The 24,129-nt window shown below is 62.6% G+C and carries 19 protein-coding genes and 1 tRNA gene; 9 read left to right on the forward strand and 11 right to left on the reverse strand.

Translation table 11 applies throughout. The features are described from left to right. Positions 1-49 precede the first annotated feature (49 nt). A complete protein-coding gene (locus IWW33_RS03240; protein WP_046786465.1) occupies positions 50-1,978 on the reverse strand; it encodes an ATP-binding cassette domain-containing protein in 1,929 nt (642 codons plus the stop codon). A gap of 221 nt (positions 1,979-2,199) precedes the next feature. On the opposite strand from IWW33_RS03240, the gene IWW33_RS03245 reads away from it, so the two are divergent. Then, complete coding sequence (locus IWW33_RS03245; protein WP_174141781.1) at positions 2,200-4,128, forward strand: transglycosylase SLT domain-containing protein; 1,929 nt, start codon at positions 2,200-2,202, stop codon at positions 4,126-4,128. A 54-nt stretch (positions 4,129-4,182) separates the two neighbouring features. Here IWW33_RS03245 and IWW33_RS03250 read toward each other — a convergent pair whose 3' ends face one another. Next, the gene (locus IWW33_RS03250; protein ID WP_115275413.1) at positions 4,183-4,986 is read right to left on the reverse strand and encodes an MOSC domain-containing protein; all 804 of its coding nucleotides are present in this window, start codon (positions 4,984-4,986) and stop codon (positions 4,183-4,185) included. A 55-nt stretch (positions 4,987-5,041) separates the two neighbouring features. Further along, positions 5,042-5,977, reverse strand: a complete 936-nt coding sequence (locus tag IWW33_RS03255) for a chemotaxis protein CheV (RefSeq protein WP_046786468.1) — start codon at positions 5,975-5,977, stop codon at positions 5,042-5,044. A gap of 354 nt (positions 5,978-6,331) precedes the next feature. Here IWW33_RS03255 and IWW33_RS03260 point away from each other — a divergent pair, with 354 nt between their 5' ends. The 3 genes from IWW33_RS03260 to IWW33_RS03270 all read left to right on the forward strand — a co-directional run bounded on the left by IWW33_RS03260 (position 6,332) and on the right by IWW33_RS03270 (position 8,765). Next, on the forward strand, positions 6,332-6,757 hold the full coding sequence (locus IWW33_RS03260) for a histidine kinase (protein WP_115275576.1): 426 nt from the start codon (positions 6,332-6,334) through the stop codon (positions 6,755-6,757). Positions 6,758-7,218: 461 nt separating this feature from the next. After that, positions 7,219-8,109, forward strand: a complete 891-nt coding sequence (locus IWW33_RS03265) for a sensor histidine kinase (protein WP_046786469.1) — start codon at positions 7,219-7,221, stop codon at positions 8,107-8,109. Beyond that, on the forward strand, positions 8,106-8,765 hold the full coding sequence (locus IWW33_RS03270; RefSeq protein ID WP_046786470.1) for a response regulator transcription factor: 660 nt from the start codon (positions 8,106-8,108) through the stop codon (positions 8,763-8,765). Before IWW33_RS03265 ends, IWW33_RS03270 begins: the two co-directional genes overlap by 4 nt. On the opposite strand, the gene yegS is transcribed toward IWW33_RS03270, so the two are convergent. Next, positions 8,749-9,633, reverse strand: a complete 885-nt coding sequence (gene yegS / locus IWW33_RS03275) for a lipid kinase YegS (RefSeq protein WP_046786471.1) — start codon at positions 9,631-9,633, stop codon at positions 8,749-8,751. The genes IWW33_RS03270 and yegS overlap by 17 nt on opposite strands. A 454-nt stretch (positions 9,634-10,087) precedes the next feature. On the opposite strand from yegS, the gene IWW33_RS03280 reads away from it, so the two are divergent. Beyond that, positions 10,088-11,335: a glycosyltransferase family 4 protein gene (locus IWW33_RS03280; RefSeq protein ID WP_115275415.1), complete on the forward strand. Its 1,248-nt coding sequence runs from the start codon at positions 10,088-10,090 to the stop codon at positions 11,333-11,335. Here the strand turns inward: IWW33_RS03280 and glp are convergent. Together glp and moaB are read right to left on the reverse strand one after the other, a co-directional pair. Continuing rightward, positions 11,324-12,550, reverse strand: a complete 1,227-nt coding sequence (gene glp, locus IWW33_RS03285; RefSeq protein WP_174141783.1) for a gephyrin-like molybdotransferase Glp — start codon at positions 12,548-12,550, stop codon at positions 11,324-11,326. The two genes, IWW33_RS03280 and glp, sit on opposite strands and share 12 nt — an antisense overlap. Next, the gene (gene moaB, locus IWW33_RS03290; RefSeq protein WP_039604205.1) at positions 12,534-13,073 is read right to left on the reverse strand and encodes a molybdenum cofactor biosynthesis protein B; all 540 of its coding nucleotides are present in this window, start codon (positions 13,071-13,073) and stop codon (positions 12,534-12,536) included. Before moaB ends, glp begins: the two co-directional genes overlap by 17 nt. A gap of 176 nt (positions 13,074-13,249) precedes the next feature. On the opposite strand from moaB, the gene IWW33_RS03295 reads away from it, so the two are divergent. Together IWW33_RS03295 and IWW33_RS03300 are read left to right on the forward strand one after the other, a co-directional pair. Continuing rightward, positions 13,250-13,471, forward strand: a complete 222-nt coding sequence (locus IWW33_RS03295) for a YgdI/YgdR family lipoprotein (RefSeq protein ID WP_046786473.1) — start codon at positions 13,250-13,252, stop codon at positions 13,469-13,471. Between the two features lie 82 nt (positions 13,472-13,553). Next, positions 13,554-13,630: transfer RNA gene (locus IWW33_RS03300), tRNA-Pro, on the forward strand. Between the two features lie 53 nt (positions 13,631-13,683). Here IWW33_RS03300 and IWW33_RS03305 read toward each other — a convergent pair. Both IWW33_RS03305 and IWW33_RS03310 read right to left on the reverse strand, forming a co-directional pair. After that, positions 13,684-15,300, reverse strand: coding sequence for a methyl-accepting chemotaxis protein (locus IWW33_RS03305; RefSeq protein WP_174141785.1), 1,617 nt, complete (start codon positions 15,298-15,300; stop codon positions 13,684-13,686). A gap of 190 nt (positions 15,301-15,490) precedes the next feature. After that, complete coding sequence (locus tag IWW33_RS03310) at positions 15,491-17,254, reverse strand: ABC transporter transmembrane domain-containing protein (protein WP_174141786.1); 1,764 nt, start codon at positions 17,252-17,254, stop codon at positions 15,491-15,493. Positions 17,255-17,457: 203 nt separating this feature from the next. Between IWW33_RS03310 and IWW33_RS03315 the strand changes: the two genes are divergently transcribed. Beyond that, entirely contained in the window at positions 17,458-17,631 is a 174-nt protein-coding gene (locus IWW33_RS03315) for a PA1571 family protein (protein WP_174141787.1), read from the forward strand. Positions 17,632-17,699: 68 nt separating this feature from the next. Here IWW33_RS03315 and pdxB read toward each other — a convergent pair whose 3' ends face one another. From pdxB to rlmM, 3 genes are all read right to left on the reverse strand, one after another. Continuing rightward, on the reverse strand, positions 17,700-18,842 hold the full coding sequence (gene pdxB, locus IWW33_RS03320) for a 4-phosphoerythronate dehydrogenase PdxB (protein WP_046786476.1): 1,143 nt from the start codon (positions 18,840-18,842) through the stop codon (positions 17,700-17,702). A 60-nt stretch (positions 18,843-18,902) separates the two neighbouring features. Continuing rightward, positions 18,903-19,145, reverse strand: a complete 243-nt coding sequence (gene tusA, locus IWW33_RS03325; RefSeq protein WP_012313540.1) for a sulfurtransferase TusA — start codon at positions 19,143-19,145, stop codon at positions 18,903-18,905. Between the two features lie 855 nt (positions 19,146-20,000). Next, complete coding sequence (gene rlmM, locus IWW33_RS03330) at positions 20,001-21,068, reverse strand: 23S rRNA (cytidine(2498)-2'-O)-methyltransferase RlmM (RefSeq protein WP_174141789.1); 1,068 nt, start codon at positions 21,066-21,068, stop codon at positions 20,001-20,003. A gap of 223 nt (positions 21,069-21,291) precedes the next feature. On the opposite strand from rlmM, the gene acnA reads away from it, so the two are divergent. Beyond that, complete coding sequence (gene acnA / locus IWW33_RS03335) at positions 21,292-24,033, forward strand: aconitate hydratase AcnA (RefSeq protein ID WP_115275419.1); 2,742 nt, start codon at positions 21,292-21,294, stop codon at positions 24,031-24,033. The last annotated feature ends 96 nt before the right edge of the window (positions 24,034-24,129 follow it).

The following is a 24,129-nucleotide window of genomic DNA, read 5'->3' on the forward strand; positions in this document are numbered from 1 at the left end:
ACAGAGATCCTGGGGGAGCCGGCTTGCCGGCGATGAGGCCGGGTCTGACTTAGCCTTCCAGCTCGGCCCAGCGCTCTACCAAGGCATCCAGCTCGCCCTGCATCTGCTCCAGCTTGGCCAGCACCGCCGAGGTCTCTTCGATCGGCCGCTGATAGAAGCCCGGCGCGTTGACCTCTTCCTGGGCCGCCGCCATACGCTGCTCGACCGCATCGATCTGCCCAGGCAGCATCTCCAGCTCGCGCTGCAGTTTGTAGCTGAGCTTCTTCTTGGAGGCATCCGCTGCGGCTGCGGCTGGCGCCGGCGCCACCTGCTCGTCCTGCTTCTCCACCACCGCACTGTTGAGCTCGGATTTGCCACCCTTGCTCTCGGTCACGCCCAACAGCTTCGGCGAACCGCCCTGGCGGATCCAGTCCTCGTAGCCGCCAACATATTCACGCACCTTGCCCTCGCCCTCGAACACCAGCGTGCTGGTGACAACGTTGTCGAGGAAGGCCCGGTCGTGGCTGACCATCAGCACGGTGCCCTTGTAATTGCACAGCACCTCTTCAAGCAGCTCGAGGGTTTCGACGTCCAGGTCGTTGGTCGGTTCGTCCAGCACCAGCAGGTTGGCCGGTTTGCTGAACAGCTTGGCCAGCAGCAGGCGCGCACGCTCACCGCCCGACAACGCCTTGACCGGCGTGCGCGCACGCTGGGGGCTGAACAGGAAATCGCCCAGGTAGCTGAGCACGTGACGGTTCTGGCCGTCGATTTCAATGAAATCGCGGCCCTCGGCCAGGTTGTCGATCACGGTTTTTTCCAGATCGAGCTGGTGGCGCATCTGATCGAAATAGGCGACTTCCAGTTTGGTGCCGCGCTCGACCTTGCCCGAGGTAGGCTCCAGGTCACCGAGCATCAGCTTGAGCAGCGTGGTCTTGCCGGTACCGTTGGCGCCCAGCAGGCCGATGCGGTCCTGGCGCTGCAGGACCATGGAGAAGTCCTTGACCAGCATCGGCCCTCCAGCGTGGTGGAAGCTGACATTCTCCAGCACCATCACCTGCTTGCCGGATTTCTCGGCGGCCTCGATCTGGATGTTCGCCTTGCCCTGGCGATCCCGCCGCTCGCTGCGCTCGACACGCAAGGCCTTGAGTGCGCGCACGCGGCCTTCGTTACGGGTACGGCGGGCCTTGATGCCCTGGCGAATCCACACTTCTTCCTGGGCAAGACGCTTGTCAAACAGCGCGTTGGCCGTCTCTTCGGCGGCCAGCGCCGCTTCCTTGTGCACCAGGAAACTGGCGTAGTCACCGTTCCAGTCGATCAGCCCGCCGCGATCCAGTTCAAGGATGCGGGTTGCCAGGTTCTGCAGGAAGGAACGGTCGTGGGTAATGAACAGCACCGCCCCGTTGAAACCGCGCAGGGCCTCTTCGAGCCAGGCGATGGCACCGATGTCCAGGTGGTTGGTCGGCTCGTCGAGCAGCAGCAGATCGGGTTCTGACACCAGCGCCTGCGCCAGCAGCACGCGGCGGCGCCAGCCACCGGACAGCTCGGCCAGGGTTTTGTCGGCAGGCAGTTGCAGGCGGCTCAAGGTGCTCTCCACCACCTGCTGCAGGCGCCAGCCGTCACGGGCTTCGAGCTCGTGCTGAACATGCATGAGTTTTTCCAGGTCATCGTCGCCCTGGATGTTCTGGCTCAGGTGGTGGAATTGGGCAAGCAGTTCGCCAACGCCATCCAGGCCTGCGGCCACCACGTCGAACACTGTCCGCTCGTCAGCCACTGGCAGTTCTTGCGGCAGTTCGCCGATCTTCAGGCCAGGTGCGCGCCAGATCTCTCCGTCGTCGCCCTTCTGCTCGCCCTTGACCAGGCGCAGCATGCTCGACTTGCCGGTGCCGTTACGGCCGATGATGCACACCCGCTCGCCACGGGCGATCTGCCAGGACACTTTGTCCAGCAGCGGCATCGCGCCGAATGCGAGGGACACATCGCTGAATTTGAGCAGGGTCATGTTCGTCTCCAGAAAGCGGGCGCGCATTCTACCTGAGTTGGCCCGTTCCGGCATTAAGTTGACCGCGCTGCCAGGGCATTGCGACATCCGGTCGAACTTAATGCCTTGATACAAGCACAGCGCTTTCACCCGCTGCCGGCAAACAGCTAAGCTAGAACAATAGCTTCCAACAGTGCTGGCTCCGCCGTCACTTTCCCATGGTTCAACTGCCCGGACGTATCATGCGCAGCCGCCTGTTACAGATTGCTTCCTGCCTGCTGCTTACCGCCGCCACCGCCAGCGCGGCACAGGCCATCGACCTCTCCCAGCAACGTCAGTACTACGACGAGGCCAAGCGTGCATTGGCCAAGGGCGACAAGGGCCCGTACCTGCGCTATGCCCAGGCCCTGCGCGACTACCCGCTGACGCCCTACCTGGCCTACGACGAACTGACCGCTCGGCTGAAAAGCGCCAGCAACCAGGAAATAGAAGCGTTCCTGGCCAAACATGGCGACCTTCCCCAGGCCAACTGGATGAAACTGCGCTGGCTGCGCTGGCTGGCCGAACGCGGCGAGTGGAACACCTTCGTCAAATACTATGACCCCAAGCTCAACTTCACCGAACTGGACTGCCTCAACGGCCAGTACCAGCTGAGCCATGGCCTGCGCGCCGAAGGTTATGCCAGCGCCGAAAAGCTGTGGAACGTGGGCAAGTCGCAACCGGCCGCCTGCGACACCCTGTTCGGCATGTGGGCCGCCGAAGGTCAGCTGACCGAGGCCAAGCGCTGGAACCGCGCCAAACTGGCAGCCCAGGCGCGTAACTACTCCCTGGCCAACAGCCTGGTCAAATCGCTGACCACGCTTGGCCCGCAAGGCCGCCTGTTAATCGATGTGGCGCAAAAGCCCGAACTGCTCAACCAGCCATCGCGCTTCACACCGGTCAACGAGGCCATGTCCGATGTCGTCAGCCTGGGCCTGCGCCGCCTGGCTCGCCAGGACCCGCAGCGTGCCATGGCGCTGCTCGACGACTATGCACAGCGCATGCACTTTTCCTCGGACGAAAAAGTCGCGATCGCCCGCGAAATCGGTTTGACACTGGCACGCCGCTACGACCCGCGTGCCCTTGACCTGATGACGCGCTACGACCCGCAGTTGCGGGACAATACGGTCAGCGAATGGCGTCTGCGCCTGCTGCTGCGCCTGGGCCGCTGGGAAGATTCCTACGAACTGACCAAGCGCCTGCCGCAGGACCTGGCCAGTACCAGCCGCTGGCAATACTGGCAAGCACGCAGCCTGGAACTGGCCCAGCCAAACAACCCGCAAAGCCTTCTGCTGTACAGGAACGTGGCACGCGAACGGGACTTCTATGGCTTTCTCGCCGCCGACCGGGCGCAAACGCCCTACCAGCTCAACAACCGGCCACTGGTGCTGAGCCCGCAACTGGTCAGCAAGGTGCGTAACACTCCTGGAATCCAGCGTGCCCTGGAATTCCATGCCCGCGGCCAGATCGTCGACGGTCGCCGCGAGTGGTATCACGTCAGCCGACACTTCAGCCGCGACGAAATGGTTGCCCAGGCGCGCCTGGCCTATGACCTGCGCTGGTATTTCCCGGCCATTCGCACCATCAGCCTGGCCAAGTACTGGGACGACCTCGATATCCGCTTCCCGATGGCCCACCGCGATACGCTGGTGCGTGAAGCCAAGGTGCGCGGGTTGCACTCAAGCTGGGTGTTCGCAATCACACGCCAGGAGAGTGCCTTCATGGAGGATGCGCGCTCCAGTGTAGGTGCCAGCGGCCTCATGCAGTTGATGCCGGCCACAGCCAAGGAAACCGCGCGCAAGTTCAGCATTCCGCTGGCGTCACCGCGCCAGGTGCTCAACCCGGACACGAACATTCGGCTGGGCGCAGCCTATCTGAGCCAGGTACACGGCCAGTTCAACGGCAATCGGGTGCTGGCGTCGGCGGCGTACAACGCCGGCCCCGGGCGCGTGCGCCAATGGCTCAAAGGTGCCAAGCACCTAAGCTTTGACGTGTGGGTGGAGTCGATTCCGTTCGACGAGACGCGTCAGTATGTACAGAACGTGCTGTCTTACTCGGTGATCTACGGGCAGAAGCTCAATGCACCCCAGCCGTTGGTAGATTGGCACGAGCGGTATTTCGACGACATGTGAAGCAATGCCGCCTCTTCGCGGGCCAGCTCGCGAAGAGGCAGGTACTTGCTACCACTACTCCAGCACTTCGACTTCCATCCCCACCTCAAGCCGACCACGGCCATCCACCGCCAGGTTCTGCCCGAACAGGATGTCACCTTCGCGCTCGCGAAAGGTCTTGAGCGTGGCCAACGGCTCCCGGTCCGGGCTGCGCTCTCCGGTTTCAGGGTCCAGCGTGGTGAAGATGCACCGCACGCTCGGCTTGAGCACGCGAAACTCAAGCCCGCCAATACGAATGCGCTTCCAGCCATCTTCGGCAAACGGCTCTGCACCCTGCACCACCAGGTTCGGTCGAAAACGCAGCATCTCCATGGGCCGGCCAATGCGCCGGTTCAACTCCTGCAGCGACCCCTGGCCAATCAGCAATAACGGGAAACCATCGGGGAAAGCCGCCCTGTCGCTGTTCAAGCCATAACCGCTGGGCAGGTAGCGCGCCCGATGCTCGGGGCAGTGGACCAGTCGCACTGGCTTGCCGAGCAATTGCGATAGCCAGGCTGCGGCCTCATCGCCGGCATCCGGCACACGCAACGTGTCACGCCAGATGGTCACACCGCGCAGGCCGTCATCTGCAGGCGGCACCGCCACCTGCAGAGCTGGCAGGCCCGGGGCCTCCAGCAGCAGCGTACCTGCCGCCCCTTCGCCAGCCTTGAGCTGGCCGAGCTGCGGCCAGGCGCGCTGGGTGAGAAAGCGTCCGTTGTCTTGCTCGACCACCAGCCAGCGCCGGTCACCCGACAAACCCAGATTATCGACCAGTGAAGACTGCAGACATTGCGCCTGCCCCGACTTCACCGGATACCGATACAGCTCGCTCAGAAACATCCCTGCCTGCCTCGTGCCATGCCAAATGCCAGATTATACCCGGCAGCCGCAAGGATCACGCAGTGGTCGAATCCAGTAGCAAACGCTGCTTGACCACTTCGACCAAACGATCAGGCTGGAACTTGGAAAGGAAATTGTCGCAGCCGACTTTCTTGACCATGGATTCGTTGAAGCTGCCTGACAGCGAGGTGTGCAACACCACGTACAGCTTGCGTAGGCGCGCATCACTGCGGATTTCGGTGGTCAGCCGATAACCGTCCATTTCAGGCATTTCCGCGTCAGTGAACACCATCAGCAGTTTTTCGCACACATCTTCGCCTGCATCGGCCCAGCCCTTGAGCATGCGCAAGGCCTTCAGGCCGTCGCTGGCAACATGCAGTTTCATCCCCAGTTGCGAAAGGGTGTCACGCAGCTGCGCCAGCGCCACGCTGGAATCATCCACCAGTAGCACTTCGCGGCCACGGGCGCGAGCCAATATCGGGTCAGCGAGCTTGTCGTTGGAGACCTTCGCGTTGTAAGGCACGATCTCGGCCAGCACCTTCTCGACGTCAATGACCTCCACCAGCTTTTCGTCCACCTTGGTGATTGCCGTCAGGTAATGCTGACGGCCGGCACTGGAAGGCGGCGGCATGATGGCTTCCCAGTTCATATTGACGATGCGATCGACCCCACCTACCAGGAACGCCTGCACCGAGCGGTTGTACTCGGTGACGATGATGGTGCTGTCTGGCCCCGGCTGCAGCGGGCGCATGCCGATTGCCTGGGACAGGTCGATGACCGGCAAGGTCTGCCCACGCAGGTTGACCACGCCACAGACAAACGCGTGGCGCTGCGGCATCAAGGTCAACTTGGGCAACTGCAGCACTTCCTGCACCTTGAACACGTTGATGGCGAACAACTGGCGCCCGGCCAGGCGGAACATCAGGATTTCCAGGCGGTTCTCACCCACCAGTTGCGTTCGTTGGTCTACCGTGTCGAGAATGCCAGCCATTGGAAAACCCCCAGGCTCAAGTCGGAATAATGTGAGTTCATCCACCCTATATCGGCGGTTGCGTACGCAGCTTGACCCTTGAGCGAAAATGCTTCGCGGGCCAATTGATATCACATTAACATCATGCTTTACTGCAGCCAGTCAGCCTTGGGCCCATTGCCTGGAGCAGCTGTCGCCCCCCTAGAGCAATATCAGGGAAACCCTTAGCGTCAACCGGGTGCAACCTGATGTTCGCGCTATCCTTTAGCCATTAATGTGACGCCATTCTCACTGCATGAATGGAGTCAGGCTTTTGCTAGCGAACGACACGGCTTGGCCATCACCCGCTCCCGCGCTGCGGCCCGGGGCCTCATGATGGACAGTTCAGCTTTCGACAGCAGCGCCCTGCAGGACTTTCTGCTGGATGCGCAAGTGTTGCTGACCCAGTCCCAGGAGTGCCTTCAGCACCTGGAACTGATCGCCAATGACCCCGACGCCTGCCATTGCCTCATCAACACCCTCGATACTCTTGCCCGGCGCGCCAGCGGCCTGGGGCTGCGTGAAGTCGCCCAATACGCCTCTGCCTTGCAGCAACTGCTCGCTCCAGCCTGCAGGCAGTTGCACCTGCACAATCATGCTTTGCCTGCATTGGCGGCCTGCCTGACCCTGCTGGCCTGGCAACTGGAGCTTGTCGATGCGCACACCGGGCGGCTCGCCCTTGATGCCAGCGAACAAACCAACTTGCTTGCCGAACTGGCAAAAGCACTGGACCAGCCATTGCCGCAAACGTGTGCGCCTTGACAGGAAACCCGTAGCGAATGTGCTGGCACGCACCAGGCCGGCCCCATGGCCAGTCGCCCAACTTGCGCAGATAAACGCACTAGCAGTCATTGACGGTTTGCAACTAAGGCGACGGTGCTTTACCGAATCAGGATCCAACTTGTGAAGGGCTGAAAGTTGCCACACCCTGTTCTACCGGGATTCGCGCAAGTTGAACCGAGCAGGCCAATCGATGGTGGCTATTTGCTGCTCAAATCAGGCATCGCTCCCCCCTGATCGCCCCGCAAACCTTGAGGTTTCAAAGCATTCCCCGCTCGCGACCAAACCGGCCTGAAGTGATACCATGCGCACTAACAAATACCGGTCACCCGTATATGGATCGCCTCAACGCGCACTTGGCAAATATTGAAAGCACCACGCCAAAGCCTGCGGCAAGACATGCGCAAGGCCTCCATCAGCAAGGTTACAGTGGCTTCCCCTCTATGCTCCCACGCTTGAAGAATGCTCTGCGTTGCCGCTCCCTCGCCACTGTGCTGCGCTGGGCGACTGCATTGCTGTGCGTGGCGTCGCTGTTTGCCAACCTGCTGCTGTTCACCGGCGGCCATGCCATACCGGCCAGCCTGATGCTGTTGCAGCTGATAGCAATGTTCGGGGTCGGCTGGCACCTGAGCCAGGGTGCCAGGTCTATCAGCTTGCGCCCGGCAGAACTGGCCGATCGCATGCTCAAAGTCCAGGAAAGCGAACGCCAGCACCTTAGCCGCGAACTGCATGACGACATCGGCCAACTGCTGACCGCTGCCAAATTGCAGCTGGAGTGGTTGCAGCGGCGGCTGCCAAGCGATTTGCAGACGCAATGCGGCGCCCTGCACAGCACACTCGATGACACCCTGAGCAAGGTGCGTGACGTCTCTGCCATCCTCAATCCCCGGCAGTTGGTCAGCCTTGGCCTGGAAGCCAGCCTGCGTGCCCATCTGGTGCGCACGCTAGGCAGCACCGACATGCATTGGAGCCTGGAATGCCATCAAAGGCTGGGTGGCATTTGCGAGGAGGTGACCATGGCTGCTTTTCGCATCGCGCAAGAGGCGGTCACCAACATATTGCGCCATGCCAAGGCGCGCAACCTGACCATCCGCCTGCAGCGCAGCCCCACCGGCCTGAGCTTGTCGATAGAGGACGATGGCCAAGGCTTCATCCCCGCCGCCAATCCGGCTGAGGCAGGCCAGCGCGGCATGGCTGGCATGCAGGAGCGTGCCACAGCGCTCCAGGGCACACTGAAAATTACCAGCCAGCTTGGCCTCGGCACCCGGATCGAGGTCTTGTTCCCATGGCCACCACGCACCCATGAACGCGCCAGGACACCTGCTATCCGATGACCTGTAGACTGCTGCTGGTCGATGACCATTCGCTGATTCGAGCCGGGGTCCGTGCCCTGGTGTCTGACATACCCGGCTACACCGTGGTCGGCGAAGCCGACGATGGCGGCCAACTGCTCGAGCAAGCCCAGCAACTGGCGCCCGACATCGTGCTGCTCGACATTTCCATGCGCTCGACCAGCGGCCTCGATGCCCTCACCCTGCTGCGCGCCTCTGGCAGCACCTGCAAAGTACTGATCCTGTCCATGCACACCGACCCGGACCTGATCATGCGCGCCCTGGAAAGCGGCGCCCACGGCTACCTGCTCAAAGACGCCACCGCAAAGGAGCTGGAGCAGGCACTGGCCGCACTACGCAGTGGCGAGCGCTACCTCAGCCCGGCCATCGCCCACACGGTGATCAACCAGGCGCTGATGCGTGCGCAGCAGGGCAAGCAGCCAAACATCGACCGCCATAACCTCACTGCACGGCAACTGGAAATCCTGCGCCTGATCGTACGGGGCAAATCCACTCGCGAAATCGCTGCCGGGCTTGCCCTTTCGATCAAAACGGTGGAAACCCATCGCTCGCAGATCATGAAACGCCTGCAGATCTACGATGTCGCCGGGCTGGTACTGTTTGCCGTGCGCGAGAAAATCATCAGCCTGGATGACTGAGCAGCGGCGAGTTTGGCGGCAGATGCAGGCGCAGCGCCGCAGGCAGGGCCTCGAAGCGCAGGCTGTCAGCCTGTAACGGCTCACCATCGAGGTTGATGTCCAGGCCTTGGGAGCTCTTGATCTCTACCCAGGGCAAGCGCGCACGAACGAACAGCCCTTCGCCGGCCAGCAGCTCACGCAGCGCCCCCACCACTTCTTGCGGTGCCGGCAGGATAGCGATGTCGAGCAGGCCGTCATCCACCAGGGCATCGGCGCACAATACCTGACCGCCACCTGCCTGGCGGCCATTGCCGATGCCCAGCGCCAGCAAGTCACCCTGCCAGTGGAAGTCCGGGCCTTTCAGCTCCACCGACGCGGCCTGCAACTCACTGAAGCGCGACAGCCCGGTGAACAGGTAGGCCGCTGCGCCCAACACTTTTTTGAGGTCCTCGGAGGTGTTTGCCGTGACCTGACTGCCAAACCCGCCCGTGGCCATGTTCAGAAACATCTGGTCGCCAACCTTGCCCAAGTCGATTGGCCGTGCCGGCATATCCAGCAGCGCCAGCGCCTCAGCCGGCTGCAATGACACACCAGCGGCTTTGGCGAAATCATTGGCGGTACCCAAAGGCAGCAATGCCAGGCTGGCCTGAGTATTTGCCTGCCCCATGGCTTCGGCCACATCGCGCAAAGTACCGTCGCCGCCTCCTGCGACCACATGGGTGTAGCCAGCCGCCAGCGCCTCGGCAACCAGCCGCTGGGCATCACCTGCTTCCCAGGTCACCCGCACATCCAGCGTCCAGCCCCGCTCACGCTGGGCGAGGACGGCCTTGCGCACATCTTCGTTCATCGCCTGCTTGCCGTGCAGGATCACCATTGCCTTACCCATCACGCTTCTCCCAAGGGACCGCTCATTGCAGATCTCGACCACAGGCGCAGGCAGATTGCTGCATGCACCGGCTGATCATGCGCCAACGCCAGACACCCATGTGAACAAAAACCGGTCAGGCCCACATCAACAGCATTGAAAGCTTCAGCCATCAGGCGCATGATCGACAAATATTTGGCCAAAACCGATAAGGCACAATAAAAAGTCGGTTTTTTGACTTTTTGCCGCCAGAGCCTTGGCAGTTCGCAAGCTGCCCATTAGCGCTACGTGCAGCGCCCGAGTCGAGACTGTGAAATGAGCGTTCTCATCCCCTGCATGATCGACACAAGCGAGTACCTGGGCGAAGACGATAGCGTGGGCTTTACTCAAATGTATGGACGCGTCCCGGTTGTAGCCATTGGCTGACTGCCCACGGGCGCGTTTTTTTGTCTGCAGCCTTTAGCGAGGATTGTGGTTCATGCGCATACTCTGGACGCTGCCCTACCTACCCTGGCCAACCACCAGCGGCAGCAAGACCCGGCAATACCACCTGCTGCGCGCCCTTGCGCAGCACGGGCACCGGATCACCTTGCTGGTGCAGTCGAAAGTCCCGCTGAACGATGCCACCCGCGAAACGCTGGAGCCACTGGTCGAGCGGCTGATCGTGCTACCCCGCCGGGCGCTGCACAGCCCGCTCAACCTGCTGGCCTCACCGATCATCGACTACCCCATGCGGGCAATCATCAATGGCTTGGCGCCCTGCCTGCGCCACCGCTTCGAGCAGTTGCTGGACGAGCCCTGGGATGTCATCCAGATCGAGCACAGCTACGGCTTCCAACCCTTCGAAAAAGCCCTGCAGGCCCGCGGCCTGCCCTACATGCTCAGCGAACACACACTCGAATCGGTGATGGGCGCCGCCTGCCATGATCGCCTGCCACTTTGGCTGCGCCCGCTCAATGCGTTCGACCGTTGGCGCTATCGTCGCTGGGAGCAACGCGTACTCTGCCAGCCCACCGAAGTGGTTGCGGTGAGCACCCATGACGCCGAACTGATAAGCCAGATCAGCGGGCGCCCAGTGAACGTAGTGGTCAACGGTGTGGATTGCGAGTATTACCAACAGGTATGTCCCGCACTGCACAGTCAGCGACTGCTGTTCGTCGGCAACTTCGAATACGGTGCGAACCTTGAGGCCATCGAATGGGCGCTGGAAGAAATCCTGCCGCAGGTGTGGATGAGCAACCCTGCGGTGCGCCTGGCCATAGCCGGGCATGCCATGCCGGCCTCATGGAAGCTGCACTGGAACGATCCCCGCATCGAATGGCTGGGTTATCGCCCTGACCTTCGCGAACTGCAGCGGCGCTCGGCGCTGTTCTTCGCCCCTCTGCGATACGCCGGCGGCTCCAAAGTCAAGATTCTCGAAGCCATGGCTGCCGGGCTGCCGGTGATCACCACCAGCAAGGGCGTTTCAGGCCTTGCCGTGAACAACGGCGAGCATTACCTGGGCAGCGATGACGGTGACCAGTTGGCACTGCTGATTACCCAACTGCTCAACCAACCCTGGCGCATGTGCCAACTGAGCGAGGCCGGCCGCCAGTTTGCCCGGCATCGTCATGACTGGAGCGTGGCGGCGCAGCAACTGGAGAACGTGCACATGCGCCTGACCCAGTCAGCGCCTGCCACCGCCCCGCAACCTATAGACCCGTGGCTAGGGCGATCAACCAAGTAGTTCGCTCAACGGTATGAACGGTACGCTGTCACCCTGCTGCGGCGTGCTGCCTTCGCGCACCTCCACCAAGCCCTCAGCCCAGGCGGCGCTGCGCAACACGCCTGAGCTCTGGTTCTTGTAGATGCGCACCCGGCCGTTGTCGATCCGCGCCCGCAGGTATTCGCGACGGGTTCCGGCCTTGGGCCAATCGAAACCCGCAGGCACGTCGAAACGTAGCGGAGTGACTTCGGCAACCCCTTGGCGGCGCAGCAAGTAAGGGCGCGTGAGCAGGCCGAAGGTCACCAGCGTCGACGCAGGGTTGCCTGGCAGGCCGATCACCGGCACACCTTGATAATGCCCGAATGTCAGCGGCTTGCCTGGCTTGATCGCCAGCTTCCACAAGGCCAGCTCGCCCGCCTCACGCAGCGCCGCGCCCAGGTAATCGGCCTCGCCCACGGAAACTCCCCCGGTGGACAGGATCAGGTCGACATCACCCAGGCTGGCCAGGCACTGGCGAGTCCGCACCAGGTCATCAGGCAGGATGCCCATGTCGCGCACTTCACAGCCCAGGCGTTGCAACCAACTGACCAGCAGGCGGCGGTTGCTGTTGTAAATCTGCCCTGGGCCCAGTGGCAAACCTGGCTCGACCAGCTCGTCGCCGGTGGACAACACTGCCACCCGTACCCGACCCACCACCTGCAGTTGAGCATGCCCCAAGGTTGCGGCCAACCCCAGTTCGATCGGGCCCAGGCGCGTTCCTGCGACCATCACCTGTTCGCCCTGGCGTGTTTCCTGGCCTTGGGGACGGACATTCTGCTCAGGCTTGATCGGTTCGAGGAAACGCACCCGGCCATCCTCCAGCACCTCGGTGTTTTCCTGCATCTCGACGCAGTCGGCACCGGCCGGCAGCGGGGCGCCGGTGAAGATCCGCGCGCACGTGCCGGGCTGCAACGGCTCGGGCGCGTGCCCGGCAAAAATGCGCTGGCTGACGGGCAACGGCTGGCCTTGGCAATCGGCCAGGCGCAGTGCGTAGCCATCCATGGCACTGTTGGGCCAGGGCGGCAGGTCGAGCGAGGCAACCAGGTCGGTCGCCAGCACCCGGCCTTCGGCCTCGGCCAGCGGGACGGTTTCGGTGTCCTTGATCGGCGCGGCCTCGGCCAAGGCCAGCAGGCGCTCCAGCGCTTCTTCCACCGGCATCAATGGCCGGGCCTGCGGCGCCTCAGCCACGGCTTTCACAAGCCGCTGCCTGCTTCAGGTGCGCAACGAAATTGCACGGGCGATGGCGGGCATCGAGCTGCTCGGCAAGGATACCGTCCCAGCCAGTGCGCACAGCATTGGTCGAGCCCGGCAGGCAGCACACCAGCGTGCCGTTGGCCAGGCCGGCCAAGGCGCGCGACTGAACGGTCGACGTGCCGATGTCGGCAACGGAGATCTGCCGGAACAGCTCGCCGAAGCCTTCCACTTGCTTGTCCAGCAGGCAGGCCACGGCCTCAGGCGTACTGTCGCGCCCCGTGAAGCCGGTGCCACCGGTAATCAACACGACCTGCACGCGGTCATCGGCGATCCAGGTGGCAACCTGGGCGCGGATCTTGTAGAGGTCGTCCTTGAGCAGCTTACGCTCAGCCAGCTGGTGGCCCGCCGCAGTCAGGCGGTCGACGAACATCTGCCCGGAGGTGTCGGTTTCAAAGGTACGGGTGTCGCTGACCGTCAGCACGGCAATATTCAGGGCCACGAAGGGGGTATCTGCCTTGGCTTTCATGAGTGTTCATCGCAGGGGAAAGGGATGGCCGCATTTATATCACAGGCTGCCCTGCGGCAACCTTGACAGACCCAGGTCAATACTCAGCGATTGGCGCTATGCTGCACTCTAGAAGGAACTTGCGCAGACGCCTTGCGTCTTAACGTCATCTAGCACCATCGCACTGGAGAAACACGATGATTAAACGGACCCTTCCCGCCTTTCTGCTCGCCCTGGGCCTGGGCGCCCTCGCTGGCTGCGCCTCGCCAACCGTGATCACCCTGAACGACGGTCGTGAGATCCAGGCTGTGGACACTCCGTCCTTTGACGAGGACTCTGGCTTCTACGAGTTCGAGCAACTTGATGGCAAGCGTACGCGCCTGAACAAAGACCAGGTTCGTACCGTCAAGGAGCTCTGATCGAGCGCCCTGTTTTGAGCCTAAGCCCTTTTAACAACAAGGGCTTGCGTTCGAAAAAACCATGCAGTAGGATTTCGTTCATCGGAGTGTAGCGCAGCCAGGTAGCGCGTCTCGTTCGGGACGAGAAGGCCGCAGGTTCGAATCCTGTCTCTCCGACCAAATCCTTCAAAAAGCCCGCCATTGTGCGGGCTTTTTGTCATGCGCGATAAGCACTACGCGGTAAGCCGCGAAGTGACCTCACCCAACTGCCCCGACAGCCCATGCAGGCGCTGGCCTGCCTGCTCGGTGTGCTGCACTGCCTCCTGGTTGGCTGTGGCGATGCGGGTAATCTCGACCAGGTTGCGCGAGATGTCCTCGGCCACGCTGGTCTGCTCTTCAGCGGCCGTGGCGATCTGCCGGTTCATGTCACGGATGGCCTCAACCGCCGTGGTGATGCGCTGCAGCATCTGCCCAGCCTGCTGCACCTGCTCGGCCCCCTCCTCGCTGCGCTGCTGCCCGCTTTCGATGGCCTTGACCGCGTCCACGGCACCAGACTGTACCGCCTCGATGATCTGATGGATTTCGGCGATCGACGCCGCCGTGCGCTGAGCCAGGCTGCGCACCTCGTCGGCGACCACCGCAAAGCCGCGCCCGGCCTCACCCGCACGGGCCGCTTCGATGGCCGCATTGAGCGCCAGCAGGTTGGTCTGCTCGGCGATACCACGGATCACTTCCAGCACCTTGCCGATGCGCGAACTGTCAGTTTCAAGATCGCGGATTACCGCCGCAGTACCTGCGATCTCCCGGTTGACCACGCCAATGATGTCGATGGTCTGCTGCATTACCCGCTCGCCAGCCTGGGCACTGTGGTCGGCTTCATCGGCCGCGCGCGCGGCTTCGGCGGCGTGACGGGCAACCTCTTGAGCAGTGGCGGACATCTCGTGCATCGCCGTGGCCACCTGATCGGTACGCTGGAACTGGTCATGGGTACCGCGCGCCATGTCACCGGCGATGCTGCGCAGCTGGCCACTGGCGCCCTCCAGCTCTTGGGCATTGTCCTTGAGCCGGCCAACGGTTTCGGCAAGGAAATCACGCAAGGTATTGGCCGCCCGCGCAAGGCGGCCCAGTTCATCCTCGCGACGGCTGTCGACCCGAGCGCCAAAGCGGCCCTGGCTCAATTGCGCTACGTACTCGATCAACTGGCTGATCGGCTCGATCAGGCTACGGTTAACCCGCCACAGGCTGAGCAAACCGACCAGCAGTGCCGACCCGAGCATCACCAGCATACCCAGCCATACCGTGCGCTCGGCCCTGGCATTGATGCTGGCGGCGCGCTCACGGGCGTCGGCGCGCAACTGCTCGACCAACGCGCTCATCTGCTCGCTGGCAGCACGGTCGACACCTTTGACCGCCAGATCGCCGGCGACGGGGTCACCACCTGCGGCCAGAAACGCCTGGCGCCCCTGCGCGTAGGCCACACCCAATTGCCGATGGCTGTCACGCAGTTGCTGCAAAGGCTCCTTGAGCTTCTGATCACTGCTGTCGATCAGTTGCCCAAGCAACTGCTGAACCTGCTGTTCACGGGCCTGGAACTGCTGCCAGTACTTCTCCAGATCAGCCGGCTGGCGGCCGCGCAGCAGCACGTTCTTCCACTCCTGCACCTGGATCTTGAACTGCAGGTTGGCTTCGTCGATCGATTGCGAGGCCTGCAGTGGTCCATCGACCAGCGTGGCATAACTGCGCACGCTGGAGGACAGAAACTGGAAGCACACCAAGGCAATCAGCAGCATCGCCGCCAGGCTGCCGCCGAGCAGGGTAAGAATTTGTACTCTGAGGGATTTACGCAACATCGCAGATCTCGGGAACAAGGAATGAGGAAACAACGCGCCGCTGGCAGCGCCGCCACAGACATCCATGTCCTCGTTCGCAGGCCAAAAAAAAGCTGCCATCAATCGATAGCAGCCAGGTCGAGCACTTACGCAACAGTTGGAGGGATAGTCTCAAGCAATTGCTACAAAAATGTTACAAGCCTTCGATGCGTCAACCTGCGTTGAACTGCAGCGAGGCCAGCCTGGCGTACAGCGGGCTCTTTTCGATCAGTTCACGGTGGGTGCCCACCGCCACCAGGCGCCCCTTGTCGATGACCGCGATGCGGTCGGCATGCTGCACCGTGGCCAGGCGATGGGCGATGACCAGCGTAGTGCGGCCCGCCATCAGGCTCGGCAGCGCCTGCTGGATCAAGTGCTCGCTCTGCGCATCGAGGGCGCTGGTGGCTTCGTCGAGCAGCAGGATCGGCGCATCCACCAGCAACGCCCGCGCAATCGCCAGACGTTGCCGCTGCCCGCCCGACAGGCCAATACCACCCTCGCCCAGCGGTGTCTGGTAACCCTGCGGCAGTTGCCGGATGAACTCATCGGCATGTGCGCCACGCGCCGCCGCTTCGACCTCGGCCAGGCTCGCCTGCGGGCGCCCATAGCGGATATTGGCCTCGACCGTACCGCGAAACAGTGACGGGTTCTGCGCTACCAGGGCGAACTGGCGGCGTAGTTCGCCCAACGCCAGGCTGGTGATTGGCTGGTTATCCAGAAGGATGCCCCCCTGCTGGGGGTCGTAGAAGCGCAGCAGCAAGTCGAACAATGTCGATTTGCCCGCGCCGGATGGCCCCACCAGCGCCACGGTCTGGCCTGGCTCGATGACCAGGCTCAGGTTGTCGATGGCGGCAACCGATGGCCTGGAAGGGTAAGCAAATACCAGGTTCTTGAGCTCGATACGCCCACCAGCGCGCTGGCGATGCAGCGCAAACGGCTGCTCGGCCTCTAGAATGCTGCTACGCGCCGCCAGCAGTTCGGCGATACGCTCGGCCGCGCCGGCGGCGCGCTGTAGTTCGCCGATGACTTCGCTCAAAGTACCGAAGGCACTACCGACGATCAGGCTGTAGAACACGAAGGCTGCCAGTTCGCCTGCGGAGATGCGCCCGGCGATCACATCCATGCCGCCGACCCACAACATCACCCCCACCGCGCCCAGCACCAGCACGATGACCAGGGTGATCAACCAGGCCCGCTGCGCGATACGCTGGCGCGCCACGGCGAAGGCCGCCTCTACCGTTCCAGCGAACAGCTGGCGGTCTAATGCCTGGTGGTTGTAGGCCTGCACGGTCTTGATCTGCCCCAGCGTCTCGGCCACATAGCTGCCCACATCCGCCACCCGATCCTGGCTCTGGCGCGACAGGCTGCGCACGCGCCGGCCAAACAGCAGGATCGGCGCCAGTACCAAAGGCAGGGCCACCACGACGATACTGGTGAGTTTGGGGTTGGTGATGAAAAGCAGCACGACACCGCCGATCACCATCAGGGCGTTGCGCAGGAACATCGACAGTGATGAGCCGATGACCGCCTGCAGCAATGTGGTATCGGCGGTCAGCCGGGACTGGATTTCCGAGCTGCGGTTGTCTTCGAAAAAGCCAGGGTGCAGCCCTATCAGGTGATCGAACACAGCGCGGCGAATATCGGCCACGCACCGCTCACCGATCCAGGAAACCAGATAGAAGCGGCTGAATGTCCCTATCGCCAACGCCAGCACCAACAGCAGGAACAGGCCGATGGTCTGATTGAGCTGGTGCGCCGAACGGGTCATGAACCCCTGGTCCACCAACAGGCGAATGCCTTGCCCCATGGACAGTGTAATGCCGGCGGTCACTACCAGAGCCAGCAACGCCAACAGCGCTTGGCGACGGTATGGGCGCATGAATTGCCAGCAGAGAAACAAGGCGCGACGCTGACGTGAAGAAACCGGTTCGGGCATGGCGATGGACCACAATGACAGTGAAACAGCAGCCTACCATTCATCCAGCATGGCAGTGCCTATAGCCCATCGTTCTAAAACGCCTCTGGAGGTTTGCCGCACTTTCTGGTGGACTGTAGCTGTCGTGACCTCCAAGAGCCGCTGTCACAGGCCAGTCACGGCACAGGTTTACCTTGATATTGGACCTGATGAGGAGACTGTAGATGAGCTTGCAGCATGGCAGCGACACCCAGAAGCCCCAGAGCACCCCACAACCGAAGGTCTGCGGATCGATCATCGATGCCCAGGGCCGTGAAGTACCGATCACCGAGCAAATGATCCAGCAGGCCTGCAAGGACCTCGAGGAAAGCCGGGTGAAGAAGGTGCGCAAGGGCTGAATGAAGAATTGCTTGAAACCCGGCGCTGGCGCCGGGTTTTTATTTGCCCGGAATGTTCTGCCTGCTCGTCAAACGACCACTGCACCCAAGGCATTGACCATCTGCACCAACTGCGGAGCCTCGCCCCGCAACCGCACCGCTAACCCTTCGATTTCACGGCGTGGCGGATACTGTTTGCGCAACAGGTCGAACGCCGCGCGCTGCTCGGCCGCATCGTCGCTCAGGCTGCGACGGAAATCGGCATCGTCGCGGCGCGGGTCGTACACCGCCCGGCACAACGTCGCCAAGGCCCAGCCAAGGTCAGCTTCGCCATCGAACTCGATCTGCGCCAGTGGCGGTTTGGGCAGCAGATCCTGCAACTGCACGCGCTCGGCCTCACCCAGGAAGCGGCACAACGCCTGGTAGATCTGCGCCGTGCCGCGCTGGCGGCCATCCAGGCTGTAGCCGGCGATGTGCGGCGTAGCCAGGGTGCAGAGGTCGGCCAGTTGCAGGTCGACCTGCGGCTCGCCCTCCCATACATCGAGCACAGCGTGCACGTCTTCACGGTCCAACAGCAACTCACGGAGGGCGACGTTATCCACCACCGGCCCACGGCTGGCGTTGATCAGCCATGCGCCAGGGCGCAGCTGTGCGAGCTGCGCTTGGCCCAGCAGGTGCCAGGTCGGGTGCTCGCCGCCACGCTGCAATGGGGTATGCAGGCTGATCACATCGCATTGTTCGAGCACAGTTTGCAGGCTGACGAAATCGCCCCCCTCAGCCGCCTGGCGCAACGGGTCGCAGACCAGCACCTTCCAGCCCATGCCGTGCAACACGCGCACCAGCCGGCCACCGACCTCCCCTGCACCCACCACGCCGTAGGTGCGCTGGGGCAGCGCTGCACCGTCCAGGTCGGCGAGGGTCAGCAGGCTGCCCAGCACGTAGTCGACCACACCGCGGGCGTTGCAGCCCGGCGCGCTGCTCCAGTGGATGCCGGCTTCGGCAAAGTAATCCAGGTCCAGGTGATCGGTGCCGATGGTGCAGGTGCCGACAAAGCGCACCTTGCTGCCTTCGAGCAATTGCCGGTCGACCTTGGTCACCGAGCGCACCAGCAGCACATCAGCCTCTTTGACGCTGGCGGCGTCCATGCTCCTGCCAGGGTAACGGCGGATCTCGCCGAAACCTTCGAAGAAGGCATCGAGCAGCGGGATATTCTCGTCGGCAACTATCAGCATGGCGCTCTCCTGTCTGGGGAACGCAGTGTAGGTGCTATGCCCGGCACGATCCAGCGTGGATCAGTCGGCTTTCTTGCGAATCCAGTACAGGTAGGTACCGGCCTCTTCCTGCTGCTGCAGCAGTTCGTGGCCGAGGAAGTTGCAGAACTTGGGAATGTCGCGCCGGGTCGAGGGATCCGTAGCGATGACCTTGAGCAGGCCGCCGGCGGCCAGATTGCGCACGTGGGTGTGCAGCATCATCACCGGTTCTGGGCAGTTCAGGCCGGTGGCATCAAGAATGGCGTCGGGGGTGAAGTCAGTCATGGGGTGCTCCGCAAATGATCGCTATTGTGGCGCATAGCGTGGCGCGGACCAATAGTCACCTGCACGCCCGGCGCCGCAAGCACAGCTTGCTCTCCCTCTCCCTTTGCCTTTGCCTTTGCCTTTGCTTTTGCTTTTGCTTTTGCTTTTGCTTTTAAGCGCGCGGTAGCTCAGTCACTACAGATTGCGACTTCAGGAGGCCGAGCGCAGGTCTTGCGGAGGGAGGTGACGGGCATGGATGCCCGTCAAGCGCTTCGGCCCATGGATGGGCCGTGAGCGCGGTCCTCCCGGGAGCAAGGCCGGAGCGAGGGAACCCCGAAGCGTAGCGTAGGGGCCGGATGATAGGAGCCAGCCTTTTTTGGTTACTTTTTGGGGCGTTTGCCAAAAAGTGACCCGCCGTAAGGGCGGAAAGGTGGGTGAGCGTCGCTACAGCAAATGGATATGCCCGGATGAATGAACCCCCCCGCATGAGCTTTGGCTTCTGGCTTCTGGCTTCTGGCTTCTGGCTTTCAGCTAGCGTGAATATCCATTTGCCGTGGCGGCGCTCACTCACCTTTCCGCCCTTACGGCGGGTCCCTTTTTGTCTTGGCAAAAAGGAACCAAAAACCGCCCGCTCCCATCATCCGGCCCCTACGCTACGCTCCGGGGTTCCCTCGCTCCGGCCTTGCTCCCGGGAGGACCGCGCTGACGGCCCATCCATGGGCCGCAGCGCTTGACGGGCATCCATGCCCGTCACCTCCCTTCGCAAGACCTGCGCTCGGCCTCCTGAAGTCGCAATCTGCGGCGTCTGAACTATCGCGCGCTTAAAAGCAAAAGCAAGGCAACGGCAACGGCAACGGCAACGGCAACGGCAACGGCTTACTTTCGTGGTTTCAGGTCCAGCCTGCGCAGATGGCACGTCACTTCCTCGCGGTCGTGATACAGCTGCTTGCAGGCAATCGACACCTTGACCTTGCGCGCCTTGAAGGTCGCCTCCATGCGGTCCAGCAAGCGACGCACCTCGGCATATCGCTGCTTCATCGGCAACTTAAGGTTGACCACCGCCTCCCGGCACAAGCCCTCCCCCAACCAAGTCTCGATCAACGAAGTGGTGCGCGCCGGCTTCTCGACGATATCGCAGACCATCCAGTCCACCGGTTGCTTGGGCTGCCAAGTGAAGCCGTCGGCCATCAGGTGCTGAACCAGCCCGGTGTCCATCAAACTCTCTGCCATCGGCCCATTGTCGATAGCAGTGACCAGCATGCCACGGCGCACCAGTTGGTAAGTCCAGCCACCCGGCGATGCCCCAAGGTCCACCCCGGTCATGTCATCGCCCAGCCGCTGCTCCCACTGCTCCCGTGGAATGAACTGGTGCCAGGCCTCTTCAAGCTTCAAGGTCGAGCGGCTCGGCGCTTCACGCGGGAATTTCAAGCGCGGAATTCCCATCGGCCACAGCGCACTGTTGTTCGCCTCGGCAACGCCAACGAATACCCGACGACCACTGATGAAGGTCAGCAACAGGCGAGGCAGGCTGGCGTTATCGACCAAGCGGCCGGCTTTTTCCAAAGCCTTGCGCAGCGGCACCTCAAACTTGCGACAGAACGTCGACAGCTCCTTGCCGTCGTTGCTGTCGAGCACCTCCAGCCACAGGCTGCCAAACACCGGCAATGCCGCAAGATGCTCAAGCAACACGCTGATCCGGTCGGTCTCAGGCAGTTCGATGTAACTGCCACGCGCCCACTGGCGCGGGAAGATCAGTTGGGCAAAGCGCAGCTGCGCCATCAACCGTTCGGCACCTTCGGCTTCGGCGCAGACAAACTCGGCGCAGGCGCTCTGCGGCTTGCCTTTGGCATAACCGGCAACCCCCAGGCGGGCAGCGTGTTCGCTGATCTCGGCGCAGACCTCGCCCTCGAACCCGGGCCGGCAATGCATGAACAGGGTATTCATCTCTCACTCCACTACGGCTGGCGCACCACAGGCGCCGGCAGGGCGGCGATGATAAAGGAAGATCGGAACCTGCGACATGCCCCGCCGGTCCAGAATAGGGTCAGGGCAGACAAACCGGTCTAACCTGACTCTTCAGCCAGGTCCGTACCGTGCGGGCCGAAACAGAGCGGTGACACCGGCATCATCCAGCCAATGCCGGGCACCGGTGCATAAGGAGTTGGCAATGCCCTCGCTCGATAGCCTGAAAACCCTCAAGACCCTCAAGGTGGCCGACCAGACCTACCATTACTTCAGCCTTACCGAGGCTGCACGACAACTAGGCGACCTGCAGCGCCTGCCCATGTCGCTCAAGGTACTGCTGGAAAACCTGCTGCGCTGGGAAGATGGCGAGACGGTCAGCAGCGACGACCTGCGCGCCCTCGCCGACTGGCTGCAAGACCGTCGTTCCGATCGCGAGATCCAATACCGCCCAGCGCGGGTATTGATGCAGGATTTCACCGGCGTACCGGCGGTAGTCGACCTGGCGGCCATGCGCGCTGCCATGGCCAAGGCCGGGGGCGACCCGCAGCGGATCAACCCGCTGTCGCCCGTGGACCTGGTGATCGACCACTCGGTGATGGTCGACCGCTACGCCACCCCCCAGGCGTTCGGTGAAAACGTCGACATCGAAATGCAGCGTAATGGCGAACGATATGCCTTCCTGCGCTGGGGCCAGAGCGCGTTCGACAACTTCCGCGTAGTGCCGCCGGGCACCGGCATCTGCCACCAGGTCAACCTGGAGTACCTGGGCCGCACGGTATGGACCCGTGAGGCCGATGGGCGCACCTATGCGTTCCCCGACACCTTGGTCGGCACCGATTCGCACACCACCATGATCAACGGCCTGGGCGTGCTCGGCTGGGGCGTTGGCGGGATCGAAGCGGAAGCTGCCATGCTCGGCCAGCCGGTGTCGATGCTGATCCCGGAAGTGATCGGCTTCAAGCTTACCGGCAAGCTGCGCGAAGGCATCACCGCCACCGACCTGGTGCTGACCGTGACACAGATGCTGCGCAAGAAAGGCGTGGTCGGCAAGTTCGTCGAGTTCTATGGTGACGGCCTGGCCGACCTGCCCTTGGCCGACCGTGCCACCATTGCCAACATGGCACCGGAATACGGCGCGACCTGTGGCTTCTTCCCGGTCGATGAGGTCACCTTGGACTACTTGCGCCTTTCGGGCAGACCGCAGCAGACGGTGCAACTGGTCGAACAGTACTGCAAGGCACAGGGCCTGTGGCGCCTGCCGGGGCAGGAACCGCTGTTCAGCGATACCCTGGCCTTGGACATGGGCGAAGTCGAAGCTAGCCTGGCCGGGCCAAAACGCCCCCAGGACCGCGTTGCGCTCGGCCAGGTCAGCCAGGCGTTCGACCACTTCATCGAACTGCAGCCCAAACCCCTGGCCAAAGAAGTCGGCCGCCTGGAAAGCGAAGGCGGTGGTGGTGTGGCAGTGGGCAATGCCGACCAGGCCGGCGAGATCGACTACAGCCACCAAGGCCAGACCTATACCCTGCGCGATGGTGCCGTGGTAATCGCCGCAATTACCTCCTGCACCAACACCTCCAACCCCAGTGTGATGATGGCGGCCGGCCTGGTGGCGAAAAAGGCCCTGGAGAAAGGGCTGCAGCGCAAGCCATGGGTAAAAAGCTCGCTGGCGCCCGGCTCCAAAGTGGTCACCGATTATTACAATGCCGCCGGGCTCACTCCTTACCTCGACCAACTGGGTTTCGACCTGGTCGGCTACGGCTGTACCACCTGCATCGGCAACTCCGGTCCACTGGACGAAGCCATCGAGACCGCCATCGGCAGCGCCGACCTGACCGTCGCCTCGGTACTGTCAGGCAACCGCAACTTCGAAGGCCGGGTGCACCCGCTGGTCAAGACCAACTGGCTGGCCTCGCCGCCACTGGTGGTGGCCTACGCCCTGGCCGGCAGCGTTCGCCTGGACCTTACCCGTGACCCGCTGGGCACCGGCAAGGACGGGCAGCCGGTGTACCTGCGCGACATCTGGCCCAGCCAGCAGGAAATCGCCGACGCCGTGGCCAAGGTCGACACGGCGATGTTCCACAAGGAGTACGCCGAGGTATTCGCCGGTGACGCCCAGTGGCAAGCCATCGAAGTACCGCAGGCGGCCACTTACGTGTGGCAGGACGACTCCACCTACATCCAGCACCCTCCCTTCTTCGACGGCATTGGCGGCCCACTGCCGGTGATCGAGAACATCCAGGGTGCGCGCATTCTCGCCCTGCTTGGCGATTCGGTGACTACCGACCACATTTCCCCGGCCGGCAACATCAAGGCCGACAGCCCGGCCGGGCGCTACCTGCGCGAAAAAGGCGTCGAACCTCACGACTTCAACTCATACGGTTCACGGCGGGGCAACCATGAGGTGATGATGCGTGGCACCTTCGCCAACATCCGCATCCGCAACGAGATGCTCGCCGGTGAAGAAGGCGGCAACACGTTGTACGTGCCCACTGGGGAAAAGCTCTCGATCTACGACGCGGCCATGCGCTACCAGGCTGAAGGCACGCCGCTGGTGGTGATCGCCGGCCAGGAATATGGCACCGGCTCCAGCCGCGACTGGGCAGCCAAAGGCACCAACCTGCTGGGGGTCAAGGCGGTACTGGCGGAGAGTTTCGAGCGCATCCACCGCTCCAACCTGGTCGGCATGGGCGTACTGCCATTGCAGTTCAAAGCCGGGCACGATCGCAAGCAACTGGGGCTCACCGGCAAAGAGCGAATCGACGTACTGGGGTTGGCCGGGGTTCAGTTGAAGCCAGGCATGAGCCTGCAACTGCGCATCACCCGTGAGGACGGGCAGCAGCAAGACATTGAGGTACTGTGCCGGATCGATACGGTCAATGAAGTGGAATACTTCAAAGCCGGCGGGATTTTGCACTATGTGTTGAGGCAGTTGATCGCCAGCTGAAAGCCAGCTGACCGGGGCGCAAATGCGCCCCTTTTTTGTGCCGGAGGCTGGCTCTTGGCCAGCCAATGAGTCATGATTTGACCTGCACGTCACTCC

The organism is Pseudomonas sp. M2, from assembly GCF_015751845.1.
GTDB lineage: Bacteria > Pseudomonadota > Gammaproteobacteria > Pseudomonadales > Pseudomonadaceae > Aquipseudomonas > Aquipseudomonas putida_E.